13 protein-coding genes are annotated in these 15306 nt (G+C 51.9%); 5 read left to right on the top strand and 8 right to left on the bottom strand.

Annotated elements, in window-relative coordinates; genetic code table 11:
- The first annotated feature begins 119 nt into the window (after positions 1–119).
- Entirely contained in the window at positions 120–323 is a 204-nt protein-coding gene (locus tag DW350_RS18310) for a DUF1107 family protein (protein ID WP_226911358.1), read from the top strand.
- Here the strand turns inward: DW350_RS18310 and epmA are convergent, their stop codons facing one another.
- Together epmA and DW350_RS18300 are read right to left on the bottom strand one after the other, a co-directional pair.
- Positions 324–1304 carry an EF-P lysine aminoacylase EpmA gene (gene epmA / locus DW350_RS18305; protein ID WP_115720318.1) on the bottom strand — a complete coding sequence of 327 codons (981 nt, stop codon included), beginning with the start codon at positions 1302–1304 and terminating at the stop codon, positions 324–326.
- Positions 1305–1338: 34 nt separating this feature from the next.
- Entirely contained in the window at positions 1339–2133 is a 795-nt protein-coding gene (locus tag DW350_RS18300; RefSeq protein ID WP_192954741.1) for an RMD1 family protein, read from the bottom strand.
- Between the two features lie 52 nt (positions 2134–2185).
- Between DW350_RS18300 and add the strand changes: the two genes are divergently transcribed.
- Entirely contained in the window at positions 2186–3181 is a 996-nt protein-coding gene (gene add, locus DW350_RS18295; RefSeq protein WP_115720316.1) for an adenosine deaminase, read from the top strand.
- A gap of 22 nt (positions 3182–3203) precedes the next feature.
- On the opposite strand, the gene hemN is transcribed toward add, so the two are convergent.
- From hemN to DW350_RS18270, 5 genes are all read right to left on the bottom strand, one after another.
- Entirely contained in the window at positions 3204–4526 is a 1323-nt protein-coding gene (gene hemN / locus DW350_RS18290) for an oxygen-independent coproporphyrinogen III oxidase (RefSeq protein ID WP_192954891.1), read from the bottom strand.
- Between the two features lie 104 nt (positions 4527–4630).
- Positions 4631–5071 (bottom strand): DUF2489 domain-containing protein, encoded by a 441-nt coding sequence (locus tag DW350_RS18285; protein WP_115720314.1) that lies wholly within the window; start codon positions 5069–5071, stop codon positions 4631–4633.
- A complete protein-coding gene (gene yihI, locus DW350_RS18280) occupies positions 5068–5568 on the bottom strand; it encodes a Der GTPase-activating protein YihI (protein ID WP_192954740.1) in 501 nt (166 codons plus the stop codon). Before yihI ends, DW350_RS18285 begins: the two co-directional genes overlap by 4 nt.
- 16 nt (positions 5569–5584) lie before the next feature.
- A complete protein-coding gene (locus DW350_RS18275) occupies positions 5585–6217 on the bottom strand; it encodes a class I SAM-dependent methyltransferase (protein ID WP_115720312.1) in 633 nt (210 codons plus the stop codon).
- Between the two features lie 498 nt (positions 6218–6715).
- Positions 6716–7342 carry a c-type cytochrome gene (locus DW350_RS18270; RefSeq protein WP_115720311.1) on the bottom strand — a complete coding sequence of 209 codons (627 nt, stop codon included), beginning with the start codon at positions 7340–7342 and terminating at the stop codon, positions 6716–6718.
- 203 nt (positions 7343–7545) lie between these two features.
- Between DW350_RS18270 and yihA the strand changes: the two genes are divergently transcribed.
- Positions 7546–8205, top strand: a complete 660-nt coding sequence (gene yihA, locus DW350_RS18265) for a ribosome biogenesis GTP-binding protein YihA/YsxC (protein WP_115720310.1) — start codon at positions 7546–7548, stop codon at positions 8203–8205.
- Positions 8206–8754: 549 nt separating this feature from the next.
- Here the strand turns inward: yihA and polA are convergent.
- On the bottom strand, positions 8755–11532 hold the full coding sequence (polA, locus tag DW350_RS18260) for a DNA polymerase I (RefSeq protein ID WP_115720309.1): 2778 nt from the start codon (positions 11530–11532) through the stop codon (positions 8755–8757).
- A gap of 395 nt (positions 11533–11927) precedes the next feature.
- On the opposite strand from polA, the gene elbB reads away from it, so the two are divergent.
- Both elbB and DW350_RS18250 read left to right on the top strand, forming a co-directional pair.
- Entirely contained in the window at positions 11928–12578 is a 651-nt protein-coding gene (elbB, locus tag DW350_RS18255) for an isoprenoid biosynthesis glyoxalase ElbB (protein WP_115720308.1), read from the top strand.
- 20 nt (positions 12579–12598) lie between these two features.
- The gene (locus tag DW350_RS18250; protein WP_115720307.1) at positions 12599–15139 is read left to right on the top strand and encodes a diguanylate cyclase domain-containing protein; all 2541 of its coding nucleotides are present in this window, start codon (positions 12599–12601) and stop codon (positions 15137–15139) included.
- Positions 15140–15306: the final 167 nt, after the last annotated feature.

The raw sequence follows: 15306 nt of genomic DNA, 5'->3' as shown, positions 1-15306 counted from the left end.
AAACTGACTGGCATGGGTTTTGCGTAAGCACTTGGGAACCGATGATGAGATCATTAAGTCCATATCTCTGTCATCAAACAGCACTAGACTTTGACGGTCTTTTTTCGAGGAGCAAGGAAGTGCGTAGGTTTCCTCAGTACCACGTAAAACAAGTGGCTAAGCATGTTGCCGGTTTTTTTGAAGGCGTTATTTGGATAAAAGGTGTGGGCGCCTTTCGTTTTGAAGACGGCAGGTTATTGCCGCCCAGCAAGCCCAGTACCGACAAACTTAAGGTGGTTGCCGAAGTGAATCGCCACATTGGCGAAATGCGTACTGCCGCGTAATTAAGCCCTTTCCAGGGTGAAAGGCATCACCTCGCGAATATGGCCCGCGCCCTGGATAACCATTAATAACCGGTCTACCCCCAGAGCCACGCCGGCGCAATCGGGCATGCCTGCCTGCAGCGCATCGGCTAGGCGAAGATCGGGGTTGTTGTAAGGTCGGCCCAGTTCCAAACGGGTTTGGCCATCTGCCAACAGGCGGCGGCGCTGCTCGGCGGCATCGGTTAGCTCGTGGTAGCCGTTGGCAAGCTCTACCCCGTTGATAAAAAGCTCAAAACGACTGGCGACACCGTGGCCGTATTTATCCACCGAGGTGCGGGCAAGTGCTGCCTGGCTGGCGGGGTAATCGTAAAGAAAGCTTGGGCCAGCCTTACCCAGGCTGGGCTCAATGACAAAACTCACCAGCAAGTTTAATAAGGTGTCGCGGTCGGGTTCTTCGGCGCCATACCCGGCATGCTGCTGGGCCAGTGCCTGTAAAGCGTGGTGGCTAATGGTATGCGGGTTGACGTTTAAGCATCGCTCGAATGCCTCAAGGTAGCTCACCTTTTCGATACTGGCGGCATCAATGCCGGCAACGGCCACCAGCAGCTCTGCAACCTCGTCCATCAACTGTTGGTGGTCAAGGCCCAGCCGATACCACTCCAGCATGCAAAATTCGCTGTTGTGGCGGCGCCCGGCTTCCTCATTACGAAACACTTTCCCCAGTTGGTAAATGTCGCCGGCCCCAGCTGCCAGTAACCGCTTCATGGCAAATTCCGGTGAGGTTTGCAGATACAGGGTCAGGCCGTTTGCCGCCAAAGGGCCAGTGTAGGTACTGGTCATCACCTCAATATGCGGGTCGGAAATACTGCCCTGCGACAACATCGGGGTGTCGACTTCCAACACCTGCCTGAGTGCAAAAAAGCGGCGAATGTCAGCAAAAAGCTGGGCCCGGCGCTTAAGGGCGTCAAGGGAACATTGTGGCTGCCAGTTGTTGTCGAGCATCAGAGACCTCCTTGGGGGGGCACAAGATAACCCATCAAATCCAACCGAGGTAGTCGTGAAAGATAAAGATAAGAATCTCGATGCTAATCAGCCAGATGATGATCCATTCCAAGAAGCTTGAATGTTTATGATGTTCCTCATCGGCCAAAATTTCCAGCAGCTCCCCTATCACTTCCAGGCGCTTATTTAAGATCTCCAAGCGGCTGTCTAATTCCTGGTTAGCACGGGTTAAGTCGTAATAAGGGTCGAGCTCCGGGTGGTCCCAAAAGAAATCGGGCTTATCCAACAAGTCAAAATGCAGGTTAACCTGGCTTTTGGCCAAATACAGCCGCCCACGCAACACCGCCAGTTTGCGCCTTGGCAGGCGAATTTTGCCTTGGTTGGCCAGGGTTTCGGGAATGGGCGAGGTTTCCTTGATGGTTGCCGCCACCTGTTCCTCAAAGGCTTCCAATTTCACCGATTGCGCCAAAGCATGGCTAACCGCCAGTTTGCTTAAACTGTCGTTGCCGGGAAACACAAAGTGGTCGTGCTTGATGTGTAGCCGCTCGTTTTGGCCGAGTTCGGCAAAGCTGATTTCATCACGGGTGGCTTTAATGGGCCCTTCAACCGCGGCGCTAAGGCTTTGGCAAAAGGCCTTGGCCTTGTCTTCGGCCATGCCCCAGCAAACCACCACCCCGTAGTGAAAAATAATGCATTCGCCGGCAGGCATTGGCAGGATAAAAGCATCGCGCAGGCTTTGCGCCTGGCCGTGCTTGGCCAATATTGGCCTTAAAACGTCCAAACTAAACCTGTCGCCCAAACAATAGCTAAAGCAAGCGCTGTGGCTCATAAAACGCATCCGTTACACTAATACCCACCACAAGCATAAGCGGATACCCGTGATGATTGATAAGACTTTTCCTCTGGTGGATATCCACCGGCATCTGGATGGCAACGTACGCCTTGGCACCATTATCGATTTAGCCAGGCGTTTTAACGTGCCATTGCCGGCCCAGGACGAAGCGGGCATGAAACCCTATGCGCAGGTTATTGAGAACGAAGCCTCACTGGTGGCCTTTTTAGCCAAGTTAGATTGGGGTGTAAAAGTGTTGGGGGACTTGGACGCCTGCTACCGCGTGGCGTACGAAAACGTTGAAGACGCGGCCAAGGTTGGTATTGATTATACCGAGCTGCGTTTTAGCCCCTGGTATATGGCAATGAGCCACGGCCTTGACCCGCAAGCGGTGGTGGAAGCGGTGGTCGCCGGGGTTGCTGCCGGCAGCCGAGACTTTGCGGTGAAAACCAATTTGATTGGCATCTTAAGTCGCACCTTTGGCACGGCGCAATGCCAGCGGGAATTAGACGCTATTTTGGCCCAAAGCCAACATATTGCTGCGGTCGACCTCGCCGGTGATGAACTCGGTTTTCCAGGGCCGCTTTATGAGCCGCACTTTAAGCAGGTGCTGGACGCTGGCCTTAAGGTGACAGTGCATGCCGGTGAAGCGGCTGGGCCTGAGTCGGTTTGGCATGCGCTGCAATCGCTGGGTGCGGTGCGCATTGGCCATGGTGTGAAAGCCGCCCAAGACCCTAAGCTTTTGGATTATATGGCAAAGCATAATATTGGCATCGAGTCTTGCCTGACCTCCAATATTCATACCTCAACGGTTGCCAGCTACGCCGAGCACCCTATTAACGCCTTCTTAGCGAACGGCATTGCCGTGAGCCTCAATACCGACGACCCGGGGGTGAGCGGCATTGAGCTTGATTACGAATATGAGGTTGCCGCGCCTAGGGCGGGGTTAAGCCCTTCGCAAATTAGCGCCTGCCAGCGCCATGGTTTGGCCATGAGCTTTCTAAGTGACAAGGAAAAACAGGCGCTGCTAGCCGCCAAGCAATAAAAAAGGGCCTGGCGGCCCTTTTTTATATCACCCGCGAAAAGCGGTGCTGCTGCACCTGTTTTCTTAGGTGGGCGTCAAAGGCGGTGGCGATGGTGCGCACCAAAAAGCGGCCCTTGTCGGTTACGTCTATGCCCTGACTGTGCGTATCAACCAAACCGTCTTTGATAAAGGGGGCCAACAATGCTTGGTCGTCTTTAAAATAGCTTTTGCTATCAATGCCAAAGCGCTGGTCGAGTTTGGCCCAGTTAAGATTGAAGTGGCAAAGCAGGCTGTGAATGGCGGCGGCGCGGATGTGGTCTTCTTGGCTCATTAGGTAGCCTTTTAAGCGGGCATGGCCTTGGCTGGCGCTGGCGTTTTGGTAGTCGCCAATGCTTTTTTCGTTCTGCACATACTGGCCGCCGACTTTGCTAATAGCAGAGGCACCAAGGGCCAGTAATTCGCAGTCGCCGTCGGTGGTGTAGCCCTGGAAGTTACGGTGTAAGCGCCCTTGCTGCTGGGCAACGGCGAGTTCGTCGTCGGCCTTGGCAAAATGATCCATGCCAATAAAGTGATATCCGGCGCCGGTTAGGGTGTCGATGGTGGTGCCCAGCATTCGCAGCTTTTCTGGTGCGCCCGGCATGGTGTCTTCTTTTATTTTGCGCTGCGCCGGGAAACGCTCTGGCAGGTGTGCGTAGTTAAAAATAGAGAAGCGGTCGGGGGCCAGTTGCAGCGCTTTTTGCAAGGTTTGGCCAAAGGAACCGGCGTTTTGAAAGGGCAGGCCATAAATAAAGTCGAGGTTGATGGAGTTAAAGCCAAGCTGGCGGGCTTTGTCCATCAGGGCGGCAATTTTGTCGGTACTTTGTACCCGGTTGATAGCCACCTGCACTTTCGGGTCAAAGTCTTGGGCGCCCATGGAGAGGCGGTTAAAGCCCAGCTCTCTTAACCATGCCAGATCTCTGACCTCGATGGCACGGGGGTCAATTTCAATGCTGCCAACAAAGTCTTTGGCAAAATGAAAGTTGCCTTTCAGCATCGCCAATAGCCGCTGCATTTGCAGCTGGTTTAAAAAGGTTGGGGTGCCGCCGCCCAGGTGCAAATGATGCACGGTAAAGTCGCCAAAAAGCTCAGCTTGGTAGGCAATTTCCCTGGCTAAGTGGTCAAGGTAAAGGTCGGCCTTATGGCTATGGCGAGTCACTATTTTGTTGCAGCCGCAGTAGTAGCACATCTTCTGACAGAAGGGGATGTGGACATAAAGGCTTAACTTGCGCGAGGGCGCTTGCGTAATGGCGGTGCGCCATTGGTCGCCTCTGACCTGCTCGGTAAAGCTCAGTGCTGTGGGGTAAGACGTGTAACGGGGGGCGGCCATATCGTAACGGCGAATGAGTTCAGGATCGAAATACACAGCACGGCTCCTTCAAATCAAGAGGGCACCAGTATGGTGCCCTCCTTCGAAGCGGTGCTTGATCTGACTCAATGAGTCAATTCTTTGAGCGTTTTGGCTTCCAGTTTTATGGCGGCGCCCAGCTCTTGCTCCCAGGCGGCGCGTTGCATGTCCTGTTTAAAGCGTTCCTTTTTATCCATGGTTTTACGGGCGTCGTGGGTCGGCATGTCTTTGACCCTGTCATAAAGATCAAATAATGCCGGGAACTGCGGCTGGTAATCCTTATAAGGCAGTAAGTGGTCGGTTAATACTCGAATGCGGATGGCCCCTTCCGAGAAATCACACTGCTCTTCCACCATGGCGGCGGCAATAATGCGAACACTTTTCAGCAGCTTTTCATTGTGCTCGGCTAGGAAGGCTTCTTCTTTTTGGCGCTGCGCTTTGACCATAAAGAGTAGCTTTCCAGCGTAAAAGGCCAGGCCAATAATAATGACAACCCCAACAATGGCGGCAATGGTCCAAAAACTCATGCCGGCTTTTCCTCGTCATCCCAGTCGATGTCGTCGGTGTAATCGTCGTCTTCATCGTCAGTGATGCCCAGCTCGGCCATCAGCTTCTCGATTTTACCGGTCATCTCTTCAACGTAAGCCAGTTCTTCGGCACCAAGCTCTTGGTCTTCATCCAGTCTGTCGAGCAAATCGTTCAGACGAATGTCGTTCTCGAGGCTTTCCAGCAGGGCCGCTTTGGCTGCCATGTCTTGTTTGGGCGTTGCAGGAGCCGGCTTGGCTTTAGGCGCAGCTTTGGCACCTGGTTTCACCAAGGTGACCGGTTTGGTCGAGCCCAAACGCTTATCTTTGTTTTGGGCATTGGCTTGCTTGGCGTTGTTGCCAGCCGTAGCGACGGCATGACGACTGCCAGATTTATTGCCCAGCTTGTGTTTTTTACCCTTACTGGTGCTTAACTGGGTATTGCCAGTATCCACTTTCTTGGCGGTACCCAATTTACCCGGGGCGCGGGTTTTCTTCATTCGGGTCATCTCTGCCTTACCTTTTTTGCAGCAGGATCACATCGGTATCCACCCGTTGCCAGACAAAGCCAAAATGTTTGGCTAGCCAGTCAAAGGTCGCTTCACTGTGGAAGCTCACATGGGTGGGGTCATTTTTGTAATGCCAGTTGGCAAAACGGGCCTGGTTTATCACCAGCTTAGTCATTACTCCCAGCCAGCCTCCGGGTTTTACCAGCGAGGTTAACTGGGTCCAGCTTGCAAGGGGGTGGTTAAAATGTTCCACCACCTCGGTGCAGGTTACAAAATCATATTGGCGCCTAAGCGCTTTCTGTTGCGGTGCATAGTATGGGTCGAAAAGCGTCATTACCATGCCCGCCTCTTGTAACATAGCCGCCAGTGCTGGCCCTGGCCCACAGCCAAAATCCAAGCCTTGTGCTCCTACGGCCAGCTTTTGCAGCAACGGCGCACTTAGCCGAGTTAAAAAGCGCCGATAGCCTGGGTCATCCACGTGGTTGTCGTGAATGTCATAGAGCGCCTTTTCCTCTGCCGCATTCAAGTGACAGGCCGGGTCAGCACTGACCAGGGCACAGTTTGCACATTGAAAATATTGGCGCTGACGGTCACGAGCAAAGTCGTGAACTGCGCTTTGGCAGAGGGGACATTCAAGCATGGGGGTATTTTACGGGAGTGGCGGATAAAGAAAAAGGCGATGCTTTACGCTATCGCCTTATCCCTTGTGTCGAATATTGACACCTTTCCCATTGTGTTTGACCGTTGCTTTTATTTTTCGGTCTAACGGGTGTCCATCTTTTTTTTGCCAGCTTTCCCTGCATGGTTATTCTTTTTACGCCGCTCCTGGCGCTTTCTATTTCATCCCTGGAGGCTTAGGGCCGTCGTGGCCACCTTACCTCTTTTTCTCGGTTGATTAGCGCTTTTCCCACAGGTTTGTCGATGTTGATCGTCCTGACCTTATTACCGTTTCCTTCGCTTGGGCGCCCGTGCCGTGGGCAACCCTCAAACCTTGCGACGCGGTTGAAGTTACCGTCAGCGCATGAGGGGTGCAACCCTTGCTCGGGGGTTATTGTTAAAGCAATGCCAAATTTTCGTGCTCGATCACAGTTATCAAAAGTGTCGCCAAAGGTTGTCTTTTCATCATCTCGTAAATGGCTTAATGGAGCCCGGCAAGGTAATTTGCCAGCAAATTGATGTCAGCATCGCTCAGCTTAGCGGCGACATCTCGCATCATGTGATTGGGGTCGTTATGACGTTTGCCGGCGCGAAAGGCTTCTAGTTGCGCCTTAATATATTGCGGGTATTGCCCGGAAATGTCGGGATATTTCGCCAGCCCCAAACCGTTGCCTTTCGGGCCGTGACAGGCGCTACAAGCGGTAATGCCTCTTTTGGTATCCCCGCCCATGTAAAGCTTTTGACCTGCTGCGGCATCTTTTGCAGGAGTGGTACCTATAACCGGCTTTTGGGCGGCAAAGTAAGCCGCTAAATCTGCCATGTCTTGGTCAGATAGCGGTGATGCCATTGCGCTCATCACTGGGTTAAAGCGGCCGTCTTTACCACCTGAACTCATACCCAATTTTAAGTCTTTGAGTTCTTTAATTATGTAACGAGCATGTTGCCCCGCGATACGGGGATACATACTGACAGGGCTATTGCCATCCGGACCGTGGCAGGCACTACAAACGGCTGATTTGGCTTTGCCAGCAGTGATGTCACCCTTGGCAAAAGACGAAAATGAGATACTGGTGAGAAGTATCGCGACTGCGACGACGATGTTTTTCATGATACTCCAAAGCATTGCGCGTGGCCGGTATCAATAAGGCGCTTTTTAATACCTGGCCATGTTAGAATTGCGACTTCGGCCGCTGCTGTAAATAGCGAATGTTTTGCGCTTAAAGGCCGCTAACACCCTGATCAACATCAGAGTTGCCAGTCAGTGTACACAAATTTTTATCGATGTCTTTAACGCCCAAAGTGGGAGCTTTGATGAACTCCACCCCTGAAATCGACTTTCGCCAAGCCAGATTTATTACCTCTGCACCTGACATTCGTCATCTGCCACGTAACGACGGGGTTGAAATCGCCTTTGCTGGCCGTTCGAATGCCGGCAAGTCCAGTGCTTTGAATGCCATCACCGGCCAAAAGCAGCTGGCGCGGACCTCGAAAACCCCTGGCCGTACTCAGCTAATTAACCTGTTTAGCTTGGCCGACCCGCGTCATTGCCTGGTGGATTTACCGGGATACGGTTTTGCCAAAGTGCCGCTGGAAATGAAGGAAAAGTGGCAGGCCAGCCTTTCTGAGTATCTGGAAAAGCGTGAGTCGCTACGTGGCCTGGTGGTGTTAATGGACATTCGTCACCCTTTTAAGGACATTGACCAAGACCTTATCTACTGGGCGGTTGAGTCTGGCTTACCGGTGTTGGCGCTGCTTACCAAAGCGGACAAGTTAAAAAGTGGTGCCCGTAAAAATACCTTGCTGCAATGCAAAGAAGCGGCGCTGGCGTTTGGAGGGGATGTGACGGTGATGACTATATCGGCCCTCAAAGGCCTTGGCGTACCAGAGGTGCGTCGATATTTAGCAGCCTGGCTAGAAGATCCTCTGGTAGCAGAGATGGATGAGCCAGAAGACGACTCACCAGAAGCCTGAAGAGGCGTTATTGCTGCAAACAAAAAAGCCCCTTAGGGGCTTTTTTCGTTATAAGGTGCTGGATTTTAGGCAAAAAAAATCCGGTGGCCGAAGCCACCGGTGAGAAATATTAGCTTATTGGGGGAGAAGCTAATATGTCAGCAGAAAATCACCACAAGCTTGCATAAGCAAGCATTGAGGTTATGCAGCAACTTCAAGGTACAACAGTTTTTCGGCTATTTGAAGTATTTGCTCTAAAAAAATTGCTTTACCGGGATCTGTTTCAAAAAGTGTTCAGAAAGATGAAAGGCGGGAGTTTGATATCGGGCAAAAAAAACGCCCCGCTGCTGTGAGCGAGGCGGCTATGTAGCCAAATCCACTACGTGAAACAAAGACACTTTGCTAGGAAAGCGTCTTTTGTACCCTACGCCGTCAGTGTAATGGCCTGCTGCTCAGATTAAAAGCACTCGCTGTAATTTTTTTTCAAAAATGCATGGGTTCATGCACTTTTTTGTTGCTCATACAGCCCTTTAATGCTCATAAGGTAAAAATATTACAGTTAGAAGTAAGTTAATGAGCTTCGTCCCAAGTCATGCCCATGCCGGGATCAACCACTAACGGCACCTTTAAGTCAGCGGCGTTTTGCATCAGTTCACTGATCTTAGCCGCCGCTTCTTTGGCATAGTTTTCATCAACTTCCAGCACCAATTCATCGTGCACCTGCATCAATAGCGTCACCTTGTCGGCCGCTTGCGTGGTGATCCATTCATCAACGGCAATCATCGCCTTTTTGATGATATCGGCAGCGGTACCTTGCATGGGGGCATTGATGGCGGCCCTTTCGGCGGCCTTTTTACGGGCCTGGTTGCGGGCGGTGATCTCGGGCAGATATAGGCGGCGGCCAAAGAGCGTTTCAACGTAACCTTTCTCTTCTGCCTTTTGACGGGTGCTTTCCATATATTCCAGAACGCCTGGATAGCGTTCAAAGTAGGTGTTCATATAGCCTTGGGCTTCATTGCGGCCAATGTCGAGCTGGCGGGCCAAGCCGAAGGCTGACATGCCGTAGATAAGCCCAAAGTTAATGGCCTTGGCACGGCGGCGCTGTTCATTGGTTACCGCATCCAGTTTGACGCCAAAGACTTCGGCGGCGGTGGCGGCGTGGATGTCTTTGCCTTCGGCAAAGGCAGCCAACAAGCCTTTATCACTGGACAAATGGGCCATGATCCTAAGTTCAATTTGGCTATAGTCAGCGGCCAGTAGCACCCGGCCTTTAGGGGCGATAAAGGCTTGGCGAATACGCCTGCCTTCTTCGGTACGTACCGGGATATTTTGCAGGTTTGGGTCGGATGAAGATAAGCGGCCGGTTGCTGTCACTGCTTGGTGATAGCTGGTATGCACTCTGCCGGTTTTCCCATGAATAAGCTGTGGCAGCTTATCGGTGTAGGTGGATTTCAGCTTGGCAAGGCCACGATACTCAATAATGACTTTCGGCAGCGGGTAGTCGTGGGCCAGTTCTTGCAGTACTTCCTCTGCCACTGAAGGTACCCCTGAAGGTGTTTTTTTCAGCGGTTTAATGCCCATTTTTTCAAACAAAATAGCCTGTAGTTGTTTGGGGCTGCCGAGGTTGAATTCTTCGCCCGCAATATCAAAGGCCTTTTTCTCCAGCTCAGCAATGCGTGTGGCTAGCTCCTCGCTTTGTTTGCCAAGCAGAGTCTTGTCTATTAACACGCCGCTGCGCTCCATACGTGACAGCACCGGTACCAGCGGTAATTCAATCTCTTGGAATACCTTTTTAAGTGGCGCCTCCGCTTCCAGTTTTGGCCACAGCACCTGATGCAGTTTCATGGTGACGTCGGCATCTTCGGCGGCGTAAACGGCGGCATCTTTAATGGCCACCTGGTCGAAGGTAATTTGTTTGGCGCCTTTGCCGGCAATGTCTTCAAAGCTGATGGCTTTATGGGCCAAATACTTCAAAGACAAGCTGTCCATGTCGTGGCGGCCTGCCACAGAGTTGAAAATGTAACTTTCCAACATGGTGTCAAAAGCGATACCGGCCAAGGTAATACCGTGATTGGCTAATACGCTCATGTCATATTTGAGGTTCTGCCCAACCTTTAGGTGCTTTTCGCTTTGCAGTAAATCCCGAAAGGCATCCAGCACGGTGTCGCGGGGTAGCTGTTCAATTTCATCTAATGGACTGTGACCAAAGGGAATATAGGCCGCTTGGCCATCATCAAGCGCCACTGAAAAGCCCACCAGGTCGGCCACCATATAATCAAGCGCAGTGGTTTCGGTATCGAAGGAAAAAAGCGCTGCCTTTTTGAGTTTTTCTACCCAGCCAAGCAGTGCCTTCTCTGTGGTGACCAACTCGTAGTCACTACGGTCAATGCCGGCAGGGTCTGCAACCGCGTCTTGTGCTTCATCTTTTGCCGCGTTGGCTGGGCCTGCAGCTTGCTCTGGTGCTTTGCCATCCAGTACGTCGGCTAGCCAGCGGCGAAACTCCATCTTGCCGTACCACTCGACTAAGGCATCTGTGTCCTCAGGTTTAATGGCCAGGTCGAGTTGTTCTTCACTTAAATCAACGTCTGTTTTGATGGTGGCCAACAAGTAAGAAAGCCGGGCCTGTTCTTCATTGTCGGCCAGCTTTTTACCCATGGTTTTGGCACCACGAAAATCTAAGGTCGCCACTTTATCGAGGTTTTGATAAAGCGTATCGATACCGCCAAGGCCCTGCAGTAAGCCCAGAGCGGTTTTTTCGCCAACCCCGGGAACACCTGGGATGTTGTCAACCTTGTCTCCCATCAGCGCCAAAAAGTCGATGATAAGCTCTGGCCCCACGCCAAATTTTTCAGCAACACCGGCTGGGTCCAGCACGGTATTAGTCATGGTATTGATCAAGGTCACCTTATCGTCCACCAGCTGTGCCATATCTTTATCTCCGGTAGAGATAAGCACGTGGCGGCCGTCGGCGGAGGCTTTTTTGGCAAGGGTGCCAATGACGTCATCGGCCTCGACCCCTTCGATAATGATAAGGGGCAGACCCATGGCTTTTACTAACGCATGAAGCGGTGCTACTTGACTGCGAAGATCGTCAGGCATGGAAGGGCGATGGGCTTTGTATTGCTCGAAAAGTTCGTCCCGAAAGGTTTTGCCTTTGGCATCAAAAACCACAGCCATTTCTGTTGGTTTAAATTGGCGTAGCAAGCTTTTGAGCATGTTAATTACGCCATACACCGCCCCCGTGGGTTCGCCTTGGGAATTGGTTAGATGCGGCGGCGCGTAATAAGCGCGGTAAAGATAGGATGAGCCGTCAACCAGAATAAGAGGATTTTCGGGGATGCTTGCCATGATGAGATCCAGATTCCTTGTTTGCGCCAAGGATGCCATAGCCTCGGGTGGGAAGAAACGGAATGGATGACACAAAGCTGTGGATAAGTCTGTTGAATAAGTACAGGTGTATCCACCGGCAAAGCAGTGTCTAAAATCTGTACGAATTGATGAAGCTGCATAGATACTGGCCTGCAGCGATGCCTGGACGAGAGCTAAGAAGTGTGGACAGCCGCTTCTGGCTTGTGAATAACCTCGTTCCCTCAGGTCTTTTTTGTTGTTTTTGGTGACGCGACAACAAGAGTTCAGTCTAACACCGAGCAAAAGATGTGCAATAGCGTTTTAGAAAACTTTGCTGTTGGTGACAGTGCTCGCCGTCAGCCGCTACCATGGACGCGTAGCGAAAGGAGGCTAAGATGAAGAAAGTTGCCGTTATTTTAAGTGGTTGTGGTGTTTTCGATGGCGCTGAAATTTATGAGTCAGTACTGACGCTGCTGGCGCTAGCGGAGGCCGGAGCCAAGGTGCAGTGCTTTGCGCCTGATGTTGAACAACACCACGTACTCAATCACATTTCCGGCGAGCCACTAGCGCAATCGCGTAATGTGTTAGTGGAAGCTGCTCGTATTTGCCGTGGCGATATCAAAAATGTGGCGCAACTAAATGCCGACGATTTTGATGCGCTTATTTTACCGGGCGGCTTTGGTGCTGCCAAAAACCTCTCTGATTTTGCATTCCAGGGTGCCGACTGCCAGGTGCAAGCCGATGTGTTGAAGGCTTGTCAGGCTTTTGCGAGCAAACATAAGGTCGCCGGGTATATCTGTATTGCACCAGCCATGCTTCCTAAGGTTTATGGCAAGGGGGTAAAAGGTACTATTGGTAACGATGCTGATACGGCGAGTGCTTTTAATGCCATGGGTGGAGAGCACCAAATTTGCGCGGTGGACGAGATCTGCATTGATGAGCAGTTTAAGGTGATTTCTACCCCTGCCTACATGCTGGCCTCGTCCATTCTGGAGGCAAAAAGTGGTATCGATAAGCTAGTGAAAGCGGTACTTGCTCGCGCTTAAGGCTCATTAGAGGATCCCATTTGAACAGTACGCTTTTACAGCGTTTATTAACGGTCGCCCTGGCTTATTTTTTGATGGGCTGGCTAGGGCTGCAAGTGGCTCAGCCCCCTGGCTATGCCAGCCCTGTTTGGCCCGCCGCTGGCGTGGCTTTGGTTGCCGTATTGTGGTGGGGTCCGAGCATGTGGCTCGGGGTTTTGGTGGGGTCTTTTCTTACCAACGCCTTGATTGTGGGTGAACCGCAGGCGTTACTGGACGGCAATGTCCGTTCGTGGCTGGTGCCCCTTGCCATTGGCATTGGGGCCAGCTTACAGGCTGTGGGTGGCGGCTGGCTGCTTTGTTTTCGGCGAGACTGGCAGCTACTTGATTTTAAAGAAATACTCCACTTTATCGTCAAAGGGGCGCTGGTTAGCACCATCATTGCTGCCAGCATTGGTCAGCTCACCTTGTTCCTTGCGAATATCAACCCTAGCGGTACCACAGCAGCCGGATGGTTAACCTGGTGGACAGGAGATGCGCTAGGGGTGGCGCTGATAGCGCCTTTAAGTTTGCTGTGGTTCAACGATGCTGCGCGCAATCGCATTGTGTGGACTGCCGTTATTATGCTGACACTGCTAACAGCCTTGCAGTGGAGCATTCAAAATATGGCCACCAATCAGCGCAAACAGGTTGTGCAGGAGTTGGCCCGCCAGTCAGACGTGGCCAGCGCGGCATTGAGTGCGAAAGCCGAACACTATCTGCAATCGCTGTTTAGTCTTGCTCAGGTATTCCAGGCGTCCGATTTTGTCTCCCGTGAGGAGTTTCACCGGGTTACCGACGAATTGCTGCGAGACATGCCGGGGTTACATGCCCTGGCATGGCTGCCCTTGGTCACGCAGGCGCAACGGGCCAATGTCGAAGCCGTAGCCGGTAAGGAGCTAGGACGGCCTTATCAGTTTTCTATAAAAAACAAAGCAGGCCAGTGGGTTGCAGCCCCTAACGCGCAGCGTTATTACCCCGTTTTATACATGGCCTCGCAGGGCGAATTTCCCTTTCCCAAAGGCGGACTGCCAGAAGAAAACCCAATGCTGGCGACGGCAATGAATAAAGCCAGTCATCAGTACAAGTCAGTGCTGGCAGGGCTACCGTCGCGTTTTCACTATCTTGATGGCAAGCACCAAGACTTCTTTGCCTTTCGCGCGGTGCGTGACACTCAGCATCAGTTAATGGGTTACATCATGGCGGTTATCGATGCTGACTTCGAAGTGCGTGTGCTTACTGGGGTCTTTAACGCGTCTTCTTTGGAAATTTCCGCCCTTGATAACGAAACCGGTAGTTATTTTTTAGGGCCACTGGCCAATGAACGTGGCCAGCGTTCCGGGCTTTGGGCTGAGCGCCATGTCATGGTGGGTGAGCGTGACTGGCTGCTGCGTTTTCATTATCCCGAACACTTTGTGTTGGCGCAGAGCAATGAAGGGCTATGGATAGTTGAAGTTGGGGGTTTGCTGTTGGTGTCTCTGGTGGGGTTCACCGTGCTGCTGGTTACAGGGCAAACCATCGTGGTGGGCCAAGAGGTGCTAAAACGCACCCAAGAGTTGGAAGCGGCAAATCAGCAACTGGGCGAGCGGGAACATTTTCTTAATTCGTTGGTTGAAAACTTGCCTTTGAGCCTGGCGGTGAAAGATGCCTCGCACCTGTTATACCGGCGGATTAACACGGCATCGGAAAAGTTATTTGGCCGTTCACGACAGGACATTGAAGGCAAAGACGATTTTAGTTTGATGGATAAAAATACCGCCCGGGGGCTGCACCGGGATGATGAAGCCGCACTCAACAGCGCTGAGCCATCACTAACCAGCCAAGAGTGCTTGCAAACGCCGCAAGGCCCCCGCTGGTTTAAGACCTTAAGGGTGCCGGTTATTGAAGATAGCCTTCACAACAGCTTTCTCCTGATTCTCAGAGAAGACATCACTGAACGACTGCAAAGTGAAGCGAGAGAGCAAGAACTGACGGTTGCCCTTTCAGAACGTAACCAAGAGTTGGCCGCCGCCAACGATCGCTTGGAAGCCCTTTCCCGTATCGACGGCCTCACCCAGCTTTTTAACCGCCGTACCTTCGATGAAGAACTCCACAAAGAGTGGCTGCGCTGCGCTCGCCACCAGCAGCCGCTAACGCTAATGATGCTCGATGTGGATTTTTTCAAGCGTTTTAATGACGCCGCGGGACATTTGGCCGGCGATCGCTGTTTGCAACAACTTGCCGGCATTTTGCATGACGTGGTTAAGCGCAGTGGTGAGATAGCGGCCCGATTTGGTGGTGAAGAGTTTGCCATTATTTTGCCGGGCTCTGACTTAGACCAAGCCCGCACCATGGCGATAAGTATTCAGGAGGCCTTGGCCAAAGCGGCCATTACCCACCCTGATTCACCTATCGATAAACTAGTTACCGTCTCTATTGGTATTGCCTCAGGTGCTCCCCATCAAATAGGCGAACCGCAACAGCTGTTAGATTTGGCCGACAAGGCGTTATATCGCGCCAAGCACCAAGGGCGTAACCGTTTTGAGGCTAGCAGCTATGTTTCCTAAAAAAATAGCCGGCTAAAAAATAGCCGGCCTTTTCCAATTGGAAGCAATGTGAGCAATGTCGTGCGATGCTGCCAAAGCGTCTGGACTGCATCAGTGCGTTATTTAAAACGCCATTCAAATAGTAATAATTATCATTTAAATGTCAAGCCGATGTGTTTAATTTCTCA

Origin of the sequence: Gallaecimonas mangrovi, from assembly GCF_003367375.1 — a bacterium.
Lineage (GTDB): Bacteria > Pseudomonadota > Gammaproteobacteria > Enterobacterales > Gallaecimonadaceae > Gallaecimonas > Gallaecimonas mangrovi.
Note: the sequence above shows the minus strand (reverse complement) of the source record. Positions and strands in the feature narration are given on the sequence as shown.